This window comes from Aequorivita xiaoshiensis (assembly GCF_022008395.1).
GTDB classification, from domain to species: Bacteria; Bacteroidota; Bacteroidia; order Flavobacteriales; family Flavobacteriaceae; genus Aequorivita; species Aequorivita xiaoshiensis.
This window is the reverse complement of record NZ_JAIRBB010000003.1, coordinates 93312-106375: the sequence shown is the minus strand read 5'-3', so window position 1 is coordinate 106375 and position 13064 is coordinate 93312. Positions and strand designations below refer to the sequence as shown.

General features: G+C 35.1%; 14 protein-coding genes. 1 reads left to right on the top strand and 13 read right to left on the bottom strand.

The genetic code is table 11. The features are described from left to right. Nucleotides 1-30: 30 nt before the first annotated feature. From darH to flxA, 12 genes are all read right to left on the bottom strand, one after another. Nucleotides 31-1050 carry a BtrH-related acyltransferase DarH gene (gene darH / locus K8344_RS05855; RefSeq protein WP_237607816.1) on the bottom strand — a complete coding sequence of 340 codons (1020 nt, stop codon included), beginning with the start codon at nt 1048-1050 and terminating at the stop codon, nt 31-33. A 160-nt stretch (nt 1051-1210) separates the two neighbouring features. Then, complete coding sequence (gene DarG / locus K8344_RS05850) at nt 1211-1609, bottom strand: flexirubin biosynthesis protein DarG (protein ID WP_237607815.1); 399 nt, start codon at nt 1607-1609, stop codon at nt 1211-1213. A gap of 2 nt (nt 1610-1611) precedes the next feature. Then, on the bottom strand, nt 1612-2070 hold the full coding sequence (locus K8344_RS05845; RefSeq protein WP_237607814.1) for a hotdog family protein: 459 nt from the start codon (nt 2068-2070) through the stop codon (nt 1612-1614). Further along, nucleotides 2070-2507, bottom strand: coding sequence for a hotdog family protein (locus K8344_RS05840; RefSeq protein ID WP_237607813.1), 438 nt, complete (start codon nt 2505-2507; stop codon nt 2070-2072). The genes K8344_RS05845 and K8344_RS05840 overlap by 1 nt, the downstream gene beginning before the upstream one ends. Then, entirely contained in the window at nt 2508-3641 is a 1134-nt protein-coding gene (gene darB, locus K8344_RS05835) for a dialkylresorcinol biosynthesis protein DarB (RefSeq protein ID WP_237607812.1), read from the bottom strand. Next, on the bottom strand, nt 3641-4558 hold the full coding sequence (locus K8344_RS05830; RefSeq protein ID WP_237607811.1) for a dialkylrecorsinol condensing enzyme DarA: 918 nt from the start codon (nt 4556-4558) through the stop codon (nt 3641-3643). The genes darB and K8344_RS05830 overlap by 1 nt, the downstream gene beginning before the upstream one ends. Nucleotides 4559-4690: 132 nt before the next feature. After that, on the bottom strand, nt 4691-5572 hold the full coding sequence (locus tag K8344_RS05825) for an LpxL/LpxP family acyltransferase (protein WP_237607810.1): 882 nt from the start codon (nt 5570-5572) through the stop codon (nt 4691-4693). Nucleotides 5573-5588: 16 nt separating this feature from the next. After that, entirely contained in the window at nt 5589-5831 is a 243-nt protein-coding gene (locus K8344_RS05820; protein WP_139855619.1) for an acyl carrier protein, read from the bottom strand. 2 nt (nt 5832-5833) lie between these two features. Continuing rightward, on the bottom strand, nt 5834-7054 hold the full coding sequence (locus K8344_RS05815) for a beta-ketoacyl-[acyl-carrier-protein] synthase family protein (protein WP_338144588.1): 1221 nt from the start codon (nt 7052-7054) through the stop codon (nt 5834-5836). Between the two features lie 12 nt (nt 7055-7066). Next, nucleotides 7067-7819, bottom strand: a complete 753-nt coding sequence (gene flxB, locus K8344_RS05810) for a flexirubin biosynthesis SDR family reductase FlxB (RefSeq protein WP_237607809.1) — start codon at nt 7817-7819, stop codon at nt 7067-7069. A gap of 366 nt (nt 7820-8185) precedes the next feature. Further along, complete coding sequence (locus K8344_RS05805; RefSeq protein ID WP_237607808.1) at nt 8186-9319, bottom strand: WG repeat-containing protein; 1134 nt, start codon at nt 9317-9319, stop codon at nt 8186-8188. 61 nt (nt 9320-9380) lie between these two features. Further along, nucleotides 9381-10907 (bottom strand): flexirubin biosynthesis tyrosine ammonia-lyase FlxA, encoded by a 1527-nt coding sequence (flxA, locus tag K8344_RS05800; RefSeq protein WP_237607807.1) that lies wholly within the window; start codon nt 10905-10907, stop codon nt 9381-9383. A gap of 101 nt (nt 10908-11008) precedes the next feature. On the opposite strand from flxA, the gene K8344_RS05795 reads away from it, so the two are divergent. Continuing rightward, a complete protein-coding gene (locus tag K8344_RS05795; protein WP_237607806.1) occupies nt 11009-12286 on the top strand; it encodes an NAD(P)/FAD-dependent oxidoreductase in 1278 nt (425 codons plus the stop codon). Nucleotides 12287-12288: 2 nt separating this feature from the next. Here the strand turns inward: K8344_RS05795 and K8344_RS05790 are convergent, their stop codons facing one another. Further along, nucleotides 12289-12888 carry a hypothetical protein gene (locus K8344_RS05790; protein WP_237607805.1) on the bottom strand — a complete coding sequence of 200 codons (600 nt, stop codon included), beginning with the start codon at nt 12886-12888 and terminating at the stop codon, nt 12289-12291. Nucleotides 12889-13064: the final 176 nt, after the last annotated feature.

The following is a 13064-nucleotide window of genomic DNA, read 5'->3' as shown; positions in this document are numbered from 1 at the left end:
TAAATACCAATGAGGGATTTTAAAACTTAATTAAATTGCCTTTTTTAATTTTTTGAAAAACACTTTTTCTAAGTCAGCTATATGGTCTAACTGATTGGCTACTTGGTTATAATTTTCGGATTGTCCTGCATCATTTCGCGATCTATTTTTATAAATTCTTGACGCTTCAACGGCAAAGTCACGCCATAAATCTCCAATTTCAGTCATTTCTTTTGCAAGTTCTATCAGTTTTTCATTTCCTATTAACTTACCAGATTCCTGAAGAAATGCAGCATAAATATATCGGAATCCACCGCCACCAGTTCCTATTTCTTCCTGCATTCGCACTACCTGTCCTAAATAATGATTCGCAGTTTTAATTCCTTTCTTCTTAGGCCATTTACGAATTAAATTTGCAATAGTTTTAATTCCCTTCACTCCTACAATTGGAATGGGCGCAAGCATAGTCTTACAAGTATCTTTAATACCTGAAACAATTGCTTTTTCAAGTTCTAGTTTTTCAGGAAAAGAAATAGGGTAATACATATGCCCTTTAGGTGCAAAAGCCCCTTTTGCAAATCGCACTTTTTCCAATTCTTTTTCAGAAAGTGAAGTAACTTCTTCCATTACGGGATCGCTAATTAAATAACGGCCATCTTGCTTTCCATACACCACCATATTGTGAGCGTTGAAATGGAAACGATATTCATCAGGAAAATATAAAAGGTTATAAACACCCACTTGTAAACCAACAGGATTGTTGCGCTCCAAATTTTCATCTAATTTGCTTTGCGCTTCTTTTGGATTACTGAACTTTTCACGCTTCATTTTTATACCAGTACGCTTGGCAAATTTTTTAAAGATATGACCAGGCATAGCGCGATATGTAATTACAGGGGCATGATTTACTTTTAGAAATGGTATATAACAGAATAGCAATCCACTGCCAATACCAAAAACCATAGGCTCGCTAACGCTAAAGCCGTTGTGTTTCATCAAGTTTGAAACTACCCCGTTCTCACAATGAGCAGTTTGATGGTGGGTAAAATTTATTATGGTTTCTTCTTTCAATATTAATGTTTTTAACCACAAATCTAAATAAGAAACAACTATCGTATTTATAGAGTTGCGGCAATTTGTATTCGATTAAAATTTAGGTTTTAACTGGATGAATTACGAAGTTTTAAAAGTGCTCATTAAAGGAATTAATTGTTTTCTATGTTGAGAATTATCACTTTATAGTTTTTAATTCATCGACTGAAATTTCGAAAACCTCAGCGTACTTCTGCAAAGTATTCATTTTTAATTTTTTAAAAACCGAAGGCTTAAAATGTCTTTTTACCCTCCATTGCCATAATCCAACATAGCTCGCTAAAATCCCAACATCCATTTTATGGAGTTCCATATGATATTCTATCGGGCTGGTTTTTCCTTCTAAAACACGCTTTTTCGCATCTTCAATTCTATCGTTTATTTCATCAATAGCATTGTTTAATGCCACTGTTTTAGGTTCCCAACCAGTGCTATTTGCTGTGGTATATTCACCATTTTCGTCAATCGCATAACAGAGTTCGCGAAAATTTGCAGATTCTAAATTACTCTTATCTTGTGGTACTTCTTCCTTTTTCATTATCAGACCTCGTGTATTAAAAAATTCATAGTAGAAGATACAATTAATTTTTCATCGATATAGGTTTCTGTGTCTAAACTACACATTGTCATTTCGCCTGTGTCAAACCGTGAAAGGAGTTTTGCCTTTGTTATAATAGTTTCACCTACTTTTGGCAACTGAAGTATCTCCACTTTTTTTACAGCACTTATATAACCAACTAACTTGTTGCCCGTTCCTTTTAGGTCGTCTTTTTCAAAAAATGTTTGTCCAACAACCCCAGAAGCTGCCTGTGCAGCATTTTCTATTAGTCCAGTTTCCGATAGAGTTCCGTTTTTTATAAAAACACCATCTTCAGCTATATAAAATTTCGTTGCCACAGAATCATCGTCTATCTCCACAACGGAGTCTACCATTAACATCGGCTTACGATGTGGTAGAAAATTTGAAATATCAATATCCGAAATACCGGTATCTTTCATTAGTTAGCTAGTACAGTTTTCATCTCACTGGATGCAATTACTTTTCCATCGCATTCAGTTTCAACATTAACAAGTGTAACTCCCATAATATCGTGGAGAATTTTAACAGTTGTTTTCAATTCTGCTCCCACTTCTGGAAGTTTAAAAATCTCAGCTTTTTTTATGGCTCCAATATAACCTATTGGCGCTTCTTCATCTTTTAAATGATATTGATAACCCGTATAAAGCGCTACCGATTGAGCCATATGCTCTATTAAACCTGGCGCCGTAAACTTTTTATTTTGAGTGAAAATATTTTCTTCGGAAATGGAAAAGCCAGCTACCACTTTATTTTCTTCAAAGTGAAGTAGTTTGTCTACCATTACAAACGGCGCTTTCTGTGGAATCAATTTTCCAATGAAATTTTTATCCGTTATTTCTTCCGTGAAATTAATCATTTATACTACAGTTAGGTATGCGTAAGAATAGGCAAAACGCGCACTTTCAGGAACCTGAAGAAATATTCTATCTCCTTTTTTAAGTTTTCCAGAATTAATTAATTCCTCCAACATAAGATATATTGAACCCGCACCTACATTCCCTACCTTTTGTAGATTTAAAAACCATTTTTCCCAAGGCATATGGAGCCCTTGATTTTCAATTTCTTTATACAAGTTTTCTTTAAAATAATATGAAGAAATATGCGGTAGGTAATAGTCGATATCATCTTCTGTAATATTGTGCTTTTCCATAGCCAACTTCATGCTTGCCACACCCTTTTGTAGGATATTTTCACCAAGTAATTTTACATCTTGCTTCATAGCAAAAAGTGACCTTTTACCCCATTCGTCTGCAGGATATTCACTCCACGGCTTTAGATGTCCGTTTTCTAACTTATCCCCACCAGCATACATACATGTTTCAAGCTCGAAGGCATAGCTATAGCCCTCCATCCATTCAATTTTTAAAGGTGTTTTTCCATTTGGTTCACTTTCTAAAAGCACAGCTCCAGCACCGTCAGAAAGCATCCAACGCAAAAATTCTTTGTTGAAAGCTAGAATAGGTTGCTCTTCTATTGATTCTAAATGCGCCACTTCATCTTCAAAAATATCAGATTTCATCCAAGAAGAAGTTCTCTCGGAACCTGTACAAACTGCATTTTTTACTTGATCAGACTTCACGGCCATATAGCCATACTTTAAGGCATTCATTCCCGCGCAACAAGCACCCGAAGGAGAGTTTACCTCAAGGTTTCCATTCTTTAAAAATCCGTGTACCATAGCTGCATGGCCAGGCAGAATTTGATCTGGACTTGAAGTACCGCAGGATAGGAGTTCGATATCGTTTTTGCTAAAAGTATCGTCGCATAAAGCCTCGACGGCTTCTGCTACTAACTGTGCATTGTTATGAGTTACATTTCCATCTTTATCGATGGCGTAATAACGGGTTTTAATTTGGTTGTTTCTAAGAATAATTCGGCGTGCTTTTGAGGTCTTGCCGTTAATAAAACCAAGTTTCTCCTCCATTTCCTCGTTTTCAACGGGGTCGTTAGGTAAAAACTTTGCAATTCTAGTAATGTAAACGTTCTTCATTAATCCTTCTTTAATTCAATTGATGAATAATAAGCTATATCTTTTTGTATTTTACGGTACATAGGGAGATAGGTAAGTAAAAATACAATAAATACTATTGGAGCTATAAGCCATATTGCAAATAACAAATAATATTTAAAATAAACGAGCCATTTCTTTCTTTCTTCGCCTTCTTTCTTAATTAATAGATTAGCCCATTTTTTAAAAACCATGTTTCCTCTAATGTCTGTAGCAATTAATGATGCTTCAACCTTTACCGATCCTATACTCAATAGATTATTTTGTAAATCTAAATAGTCATTTTTTAACAAAGCTGCTTTAATTGGGCCTCCAAATCGTGATGAAGCTTGAATATCACTATCAGAAACTCCTGGCTTCGGGAAGATACCAAACATTCTTGTTTTTTTACCGCCCATTAACCAATGTACGATTGTTATTACACTTATGTGATTTAGGTTTTTATCTACCAAAGCTATGTTCCCAACTAGTTTAGCCCTATTTGCTTGTAATAACATCTTAACTTTTTCCTGAGCCATAATCCACATATTTCTACTTGCGGAAACTGTAACTACAGGAGTGTCGTTAAGCAATACTTTAGCTTCTTCCGATTTTAAAAATGAATTTATAGGAATTGACGGTGTTAAATACCAAGTGGTATATCCTAATATTACTAAGTCGTATTTCTTTTGAAGCACATTAGGCGGTACTGCCTCTAAAGGTGTTGGAATTTGAAGAAAAGTTTCAGGAAAAGCACCATAAAATTCTTCTTGAGTCCAAGGGAAGGGAAATTTTTTCTTCGGAACTATTTCGTGATAAGAAATATTTACTTCTTCACCAGAAAGCTTTGTTGCAATATTATTTAAGATATTAGTTAACTGTCCAGTTTGGGAGTAATACACTATTAATACTTCTTTCATAAGCTGTCTATTTACACCTACAAGGCCTTGGATACTTTGAAGGATACGAAGGGATAATGACTGTACAAAAAAACTTTTCTTACTATAAAAGGTCGTGCAAGTCTTTTAGTAAGTTGCCAAGAAAAATAAAAACTAGTCATCTGTTTCCCAAAAATCAAAATAATTAAACCACTGCAAAGGATACATACCCAACATCCACTCTACACTTTCTGTATATTTTTTTAATAGCCCTTGTGCATCTCGGCTTTTCACTTCCGCTTTTCGAGCGTATAAATGGTAATGCTTGTTTGTTTCTTTCATAACATAAACAAACAAAACCGGCACTTTTAGTCTGCTAGCTAAAAGAAATGGTCCTGCTGGAAAATTAGCTTCTTTCCCCAACAACGGTTCGGACAACACCTTTTGATCTTTCATATATCTGTCACCAGTGAAGCAAACTAATTCTCCATTACTCAATGCGTTATTAATTTCAAATATATGTGACATATCATCCTTCACCAAAATAAATTTAATCTTAGAACGCACAGTAACTTTCTCCATATACTCCTTGATATTTCGATGTTCGGCATCTGTAGTTACAAGACTAATTTGAGATCTAGTATCAATTTCTTCAAAAAAGAATTCAGCAATTTCAAAATTCCCAACGTGAGCACTAATAAGTATTCCTCCTTGTTGCTTGTCAAGCAAGTCGGTTATATTTTCGACACCATCACATTCATGAGTGAATTTATTTTTTAAGCCTGAAGAGATTGCGGCTTTATCGATTATAGTTTTTCCGAAAACGTAATAACTTTTATAAATGCTTACCAAGCTTTTGAAGCTGGAATACTCAAGCCTTCTTCGAAAATAGTAATATATAGATTGAGTGCTTTTTCCTGCGAAGAAAACATAATAAAGCGCAACAAAATACAGCAAACCATAAGCTGCTTCAACACCAAGTTTTCTTATAAAAAAAATGAATATTTTATACCCTAAAACGGTGCCTTTGCTTTTACCTTCCCACTCGCCCGCCATATTAAGATAGGGTGTTTTATCCGATTTTTGTTTCGATTAAATCGTAAAAATCTTGAAGAGTTAGAATGTTTTGAAAATCTTCACCAGTTAATTTAACTCCAAAGTTAGCTTCAATAGCAACCACCAAATCCACGAAATCTAAGCTATCCAACTCAAGCGTTTCCTTTAGGTTTGCATTTGGTTCTATATCATCTTTATCCACCTCAAATTCATCTACCAAAAAGTAGTTGATCTTTTCTACTATAACTTCTTTGTTCATTTCTAAAGTTTGCATTTTTTAATAATTAATGCGGAATTGGTACCACCAAAGCCAAATGAATTCGACAAAAATACATCAATTTTTTTGTTTAACGTTTTGTTAACAAGGTTTAATTTTGAAGCAGCCTCGTCTACGCTTTCTAAATTGATGTTCGGTGCAACAAAAGAATGCTCCATCATTAGCATAGAATATATTATTTCGCTAGCTCCCGCCATCCAACATTCGTGCCCAGTCATTGATTTTGTAGAACTAACGCAAGGGCCATTTTCGCCAAAAACATCGGTGATTGCAAGGGCTTCATTGGCGTCTCCTACAGGGGTTGATGTGGCATGTGCATTTACATAATCTACTTCTGATGCTTTAATATTTGCCTGCAGTAAGGCCATTTTCATTGCTCGCGAAGGGCCATCGACGTTAGGAGTAGAAATATGATCTCCATTAGATGAAAATCCGTACCCAATAATTTCACCTAAAATTGGTGCGCCACGCTTTACAGCACTTTCGTAACTTTCTATTACTAAAGAAGCAGCTCCACCACTAGGTACCAAGCCATCGCGGTCTTTGTCGAAAGGACGACTAGCTTTAGTTGGATCTAATTGAGTAGAAAAAACTCCTAAGCCATCAAAACTACCCATAGCAAATTCGTTTATTTCTTGAGCTCCTCCTGAAATTATGCAGTCTTGTAATCCGTTTTTAATTAAAAAATATGCCATCCCAACAGAATGCGACCCACTTGCACAAGCTGCACTAATTGTAAAATTAATCCCTCTCAACTTAAAAATAGTAGCGAGATTCATAGTTACGGATGAGTTCATTGCTTTAAAAATAGCACCTGAACCTACAAGAGTAGTATCTTTCTTTTCTCGAATTTTATCTACCGATTCAATTACTGATTTTGCAGTACTATCATTTCCGTAGAGAATTCCTACTTCATTTTTTTCTAGAAATTGCTCGTCTATTTTTGCATTCTTTAGGGCTTCCAAAGTAGCAGCGTACGCATACGCTCCTTCTTCACCCAAACTAACACGTTCGCGACGAGAAAGTTGTTTTTTTAAATCTGGCTCTTCTACCCATCCTGTCAAACAAGAACGGTAACCAAAATCTTTGCGCTTTCCATCGCAGATAATGCCAGATTTTCCGTTGAATAACGACTCTTTTACTTCTTCTAGGTTCTTCCCTATACAGGAATAAATACCCATACCGGTTATAACTACTCTTCTCACTTTTCGTTCAATTTAGGAATAAATACCTCCATTAATATTAATAACTTCCCCGGTAATATATGAAGCTTTATTGGATGCTAAAAAACTTACTAAATGTGCTACTTCTTCTGCTTCACCAAAACGATTGGCTGGAACCATTTTTTTAAGTTCTTTCTGGTCAAGCTCAGCAGTCATATCACTATTTATAAATCCTGGTGCTACAGCATTTACAGTAATATTGCGTTTAGCAACTTCTTGTGCTAGGGCTTTTGTTGCACCAATAACCGCCCCTTTTGCAGCAGAATAATTTACTTGGCCCGGTGTCCCCTTTAGTCCAGAAACTGAAACCATATTTATTACTCTCCCATATTTATTAACCAACAGTTTCTGAATAAGAGCATTAGTAACATTGTAAAAACCATTTAAACTAGTATTAATTACACTATTCCAATCGTCTTGGTTCATCCACATAAACAAGCCGTCTTTAGTAATACCTGCATTGTTTACAATTACCTCAACAACAGCATCTTTGTTTTTTGAATGCCATGTATCAAGTGCTTTATTTACCGCTTCGGCATCGGTTACGTCGAACTGCATAATTTCACCTTTTCCTCCTAGGTCTTCAACTTCGTTCAGGGTTTGTTGAGCTGCTTCTTTGTTCCCGTTATAGTTTATTAAAAGGCCATAGTCTAAATCTTTTGCTAATTGTATGCAAATGGCACGACCTATACCACGTGACCCTCCAGTTATTAATGCGTATTTCGGTTTGTTTTTTTTCTCTTTCATATAAATTTATAACACGGAGTGACCCCTCCGCCTTCGGCACCTCCCCTTAAAAAAAAAGGGGAGAAACTTTTTGTAATTTATTTCAATCTAAGTCTTTTACTAAAAGATTACAACTAATAATTAGCTAGTAAAAACATTTAAATTATGCTATGTAATCGGCCCCACATATTCCTTAAAACAATAGAAAGGAACCTTTTAATTTATTTAAATCTAAGTCTTTTACTAAAAGATTACAATTAATAATTAGGTAATAAAAACATTGTTTATTCCTTGTAATCATCCCCAACTATTTCTTGAAAAAATAGGTGATACATTTTACAATATTAAAACTTAGACTTTTATTTTCAATTATTCTTAGCAGAGGTTCTATTTAGAAACATCTACAAAGTTTTCTGCGTTTTGAAACCATTTGCCAACTACTTGGCCGTTCTTATTTATAAACCCCCAGTTTTTCTTATACTTTACACGAGCAAGTCCGTTTTGAAAACCTTTTTCAGCACCTTTTTGTAAAAAGCCAAACATTCCCATTGAGATATCATATTCCATAGGAATTACTAGATTTCCTGTTTTGTCTATAAAGCCCCAAAGTTTTTTCTCTTTCACGGGTGCTAAACCATCGTCTGAAAATATTTCGGCGTCTCTGTATTTTATATCTATTACTTTTTCACCTTTTTCATTAATGTATCCCCATTCCTTACCTATATTAACGGGAGCAAGACCTGCATTAAACGCACGAACTTTATCGTAAGTTGGCTGTATAACCCATTCTCCCTTAGCGTTTACAAATCCCATTTTACCTCCGCTTCGAGCATAAGTTAAAGAGGAATCATTTGTGAAATCCCACATTTTTTCAACGCCATTAATCGGTGTAAAAGTTCCGTTGTTGACCACCCCAAAGCTATCGCCTTTTTTAGCCCAAATTCCGTTTTTGCTATAATTTCCTATCTCATCGTACTCGGCAGCTACAAACACCTTTCCTTTTTTACTTATCAACCCCCATTTTTCTCCTTCTTTGAACTTTGCATAGCCATCGTGAAAACTTTTAATTTCATCGTATTTTGTTTCAACAATCGCTTTCCCATTGGTGTCTATCAAACCTACTTTATCACCACTTCTAATAATCGCCACGCCCTGATCGAAATCGTAATACTTATCGGTGGCAGGTGTGTTGAGAGTTTCGCCTTTAGTGTTTATATACTTCCATTCTTTACCTTCTTCAACTAAAAAGTATCCAGAATTAAAAGGCTTTATACGATCGTAAGTAGGTTGAATCACCCATTCCCCTGAGGCGTTAATAACGCCCCATTTTTTATCTTCCATTACTGCAGCATACTTGCCCGAAAAGCTACCCGCTTTATCATACTGTGGTTGAATTACAAATTCACCAGATTTATTTATATATCCGAATTTTTTACCATCCCGCACCAAAGCAAGTTCCTGTGTATTTGCTGTATTGATACCAATAAAAAATAAGCTCAGAATTAAAATTATTGATTTCATAATAATATTATTTTAAGTTAGTTAAAGTTAAAATAAACAATTTTGAGGAGACTGAATAATTTTATTTGGAAGTATCCATCAAGTACTCTTTCACCTTATTTACATAAGGATACATTACCACATCCTCTTTAAATACAGGTACTATCGAACGAATTTGCTGATACATTTTTTTGGTTTCAGAAGACACCTGATCCTGCACCTCTAAATATTCGATAGCTTGAATAATGGTAATTAGCTCTATTGCAACCACTTCAAATGCATTTTCTATCACTTTTTTAGTGATAAGCGCAGCATTTGTACCCATACTTACAATATCTTGATTGTCGTTGTTATTTGGAATGCTATGGACATACATCGGATTGCTAAGCATTTGACTTTCTGCTGTTGTTGAAGTTGCAGTAAACTGAACTCCTTGCATTCCGAAGTTTAAACCCAATTTCCCCATATTAACAAATGGAGGAAGAATATCATTAAGTTTGGAATTCAATAAATAGTTAAGTTGACGTTCCGAAAGCATCGTCATTTTAGCCACAACAATTTTCAGTTTATCCATTTCTAATGAAATATAATCGCCGTGGAAATTTCCGCCGTGATATACATTTCTATTTTCAACATCTACAATAGGATTGTCGTTTGCAGAGTTTACTTCTTCAATCAAAATACTTTCAACTGAATCAAGCGTATCTAAAACTGGACCCAATATCTGCGGAACACATCGCAAAGAATAATACTCTTGTACTTTTTCAATAAAAACATCTTCTTTTTTAGTTCCGTTATAAAGATGGTGTTCACGTTTTCTTGTAAGCGCACTATCCTTTAAATGTGTGCGCATCATCTCGGCAACTTTACGTTGGCCGTTATGTTTTTTTGTTTGATTTAACTCGAAAGAAAGATGATCGTCGTAAGCTTTTACAATTTCATTGATGGCAGAAGACGCTTTAATCATCCAATCCATAATAGTTCTAGTATAAAGCACATTTACAACACCAATACCCGTCATAACCGAAGTTCCATTCATCAGTGCTAGACCTTCACGCAACTCAACTTTTATAGGTTGGAGGTTTTCAAGTTCGAAAACTTCTGCTGTATTTCTTCGTTCGCCTTTATAAAAAACTTCTCCTTCGCCAATTAGCACCAATGCCAAGTGTGCCAATTGTACCAAATCACCACTCGCCCCTACACCTCCGTGTTCGTATATTAGCGGAATAATATTTTTGTTAAGTAATTCACCCATCAAGTTAATTACAGACGGATGAACACCACTATTACCTAGGCTTAAAGTATTTAATCTAGCCAACATTGCCGCGCGTACGTGGTGCGCAGAAATAGGATTTCCAGTTCCAGAAGCGTGGCTGCGGATAAGATTGTATTGCAATTGAATTCGTTCCTCGTCCTTAATCTTGTATTGCGCCATCGGACCAAAGCCAGTATTGACGCCGTAAATAATTTTATTTTCAGAAAATTCCTTCAGAAAATTAAAACTACCTTGAACTCTTTCTATTATATCTTTGTGAAGTTGGACAGCTTCATTTTTGAAGATCGTTTTTTCAAAATCTGCTATTTCCAGTTTTCCTTGTAGTATTGGCATTTATTAATGAATCTAAGTGTGTAAAAATGTGTACTGCGAAAATAAATTGGTAACTTTCCACTGCAAATTTATATTTTTTTAACAATCTATTTCTTAATTATATGAATGATATTAATGTTGATGTGTTAATAATTGGAGCTGGTCCTTCGGGGTGCGTGGCTGCTGCTTATTTAAACAACAATGGAATAAGTTGCAAAGTAGTTGAAAAAAATATCTTTCCACGTTTTGTGATAGGTGAAAGTCTATTACCGCGTTGTATGGATCATTTTGAAGAGACTGGGCTATTAGATTGTTTGATGGCACAAGGATTTGAAATAAAATCTGGAGCTCGATTTTTGAAGGATAACATTGTTTGTAATTTCGATTTTAGTAAAAAACACACTCCTGGTTGGGATTACACCTGGCAAGTTCCTCGTGCTGATTTTGACAACACATTGGCTAAAGAAATAGTTAATAAAGGCGTAGATGTTTCGTTTGGACATGAAGTTGTCGATGTAAAATTCAATACAAACGATGAGGACATTAATTTAACTCAAGGGGTTGGAAGCTCTACCACAACTGTTAAAGATAAAAATGGAACACAATATAAAATAAAAGCCAAATTTATAATTGATAGTAGTGGCTACGGAAGAGTTTTACCTCGATTGTTAGGTTTAGACAAACCTTCGTCTCTTGATGCTAATTCAGCTATATTCACTCACGTTAAAGAGAATAAACGACCTGAAGGCGTAGAAGGAACTATTATAACCTTTGACGTTGTAAGAGATAATGTTTGGCTTTGGGTGATTCCTTTTTCAAACGGTGTTACTAGTATTGGTTTTGTAGGACCAACCTCGTTTATAGAATCTTACAAAGGCACAAATTCTGAGAAAATGAAGGAAATGCTGAAAATTTCAGACTACTACTATGATAGACTAAAGGACGAAGAATTTTTATTCGAACCCTATACAATTAAAAATTACTCGAAGGCCGTAAAACAACTTTACGGAAAGGGCTATGCTCTTACCGGCAACAGTGCCGAATTTTTAGACCCGGTATTCTCGTCGGGAGTAACTTTCGCAACAGAATCTGGATTAAAATCGGCCAAATTAATCACTAAAGAATTAAAAGGCGAACAAGTAGATTGGGAAACAGAGTACACAGGGTATATAATGAGAGGTGTAGATGTATTTAGAACGTATGTAAAGGAATGGTACACAGGGAATCTTCAGAAAATATTTTTTCACCGACCAGAAAATCCTGTTATTAAAGAACAAATCTGCGCTGTACTTGCAGGATATGTTTGGGATGAAACCAATCCTTTTGTAAAAAACCACAACCGCTTGGTTAAAACGGTTGCTAAGGTTATTGATATGGAAAATGAGCGATTAAGCGAGTAAAGTTATTTAGCTTTCTTTTTTATGTTGTAAGCAACTTCCTTAGCTAGTTTGGCATAAGCTTCTGAAATTCTATATCCAGAATCGAAGTCGTAACCCATAGCACCACTTCCTTCTACTTTGGTATAATTGGCAGACCATAGCACTTCTGAAGGGTTATTGGTTTTATAAACCGAAACTGTAGCTTCAAGCTTAGCGTTTTTTCTAACTATGCCAACGTTGTATCCTGCCCACATCATTGTGGAGTGAATTCTCATCGTGTATTCGGCATCTATATCTTTAGCTACCCTTACCTCACCATCAAAACGCTTATTAAAAGATTCGATAAATTTTGGCTCATATTTTTCTTCTCTATCTGCAAACCAAGATTTTTTAAATTCCTCTCCAGCTCCAGCTTCCTTATTTTCACGTTTTTCCATTTTGTCTTTTAAAAACGCTTCCTCTGAATCGTATTTAGGAATTTGAACTCCTGTGTAATCAAACTCAAGATTATACTCTGCAATACCCTTAAGGTTCTTGAAATCTCCTTCCATCACCTTTACTTTCTGTGAAAACATAACTGTAGAACTCAGTAAGATTGAAAGGATTAAAACTATTTTTTTCATAATTAAAGTGTGTTAGTTAAATACATCTTCTAAAAATAGCTAACATCTTCAATTAAATTATTTAAATCGTTAAAATAATATTGAGACGTATTTACTGCATAGACTGAGCAATTTTTTGATTGCTTTATATCTATTTCAAATAAAAAAAGCTGCCTCCCATTAGGAGGCAGCTTAAA

Bases quoted from the DNA above. Each gene is read 5' to 3' on its own strand.
- K8344_RS05790 (WP_237607805.1), bottom strand. From the start codon at position 12,888: ATGAAAAAAATAGTTTTAATCCTTTCAATCTTACTGAGTTCTACAGTT.
- darB (WP_237607812.1), bottom strand. From the start codon at position 3,641: ATGAAGAACGTTTACATTACTAGAATTGCAAAGTTTTTACCTAACGAC.
- flxB (WP_237607809.1), bottom strand. From the start codon at position 7,819: ATGAAAGAGAAAAAAAACAAACCGAAATACGCATTAATAACTGGAGGG.
- K8344_RS05795 (WP_237607806.1), top strand. From the start codon at position 11,009: ATGAATGATATTAATGTTGATGTGTTAATAATTGGAGCTGGTCCTTCG.
- K8344_RS05820 (WP_139855619.1), bottom strand. From the start codon at position 5,831: ATGAACAAAGAAGTTATAGTAGAAAAGATCAACTACTTTTTGGTAGAT.
- K8344_RS05845 (WP_237607814.1), bottom strand. From the start codon at position 2,070: ATGAAAGATACCGGTATTTCGGATATTGATATTTCAAATTTTCTACCA.
- DarG (WP_237607815.1), bottom strand. From the start codon at position 1,609: ATGAAAAAGGAAGAAGTACCACAAGATAAGAGTAATTTAGAATCTGCA.
- K8344_RS05805 (WP_237607808.1), bottom strand. From the start codon at position 9,319: ATGAAATCAATAATTTTAATTCTGAGCTTATTTTTTATTGGTATCAAT.
- K8344_RS05825 (WP_237607810.1), bottom strand. From the start codon at position 5,572: ATGGCGGGCGAGTGGGAAGGTAAAAGCAAAGGCACCGTTTTAGGGTAT.
- flxA (WP_237607807.1), bottom strand. From the start codon at position 10,907: ATGCCAATACTACAAGGAAAACTGGAAATAGCAGATTTTGAAAAAACG.
- K8344_RS05840 (WP_237607813.1), bottom strand. From the start codon at position 2,507: ATGATTAATTTCACGGAAGAAATAACGGATAAAAATTTCATTGGAAAA.
- K8344_RS05830 (WP_237607811.1), bottom strand. From the start codon at position 4,558: ATGAAAGAAGTATTAATAGTGTATTACTCCCAAACTGGACAGTTAACT.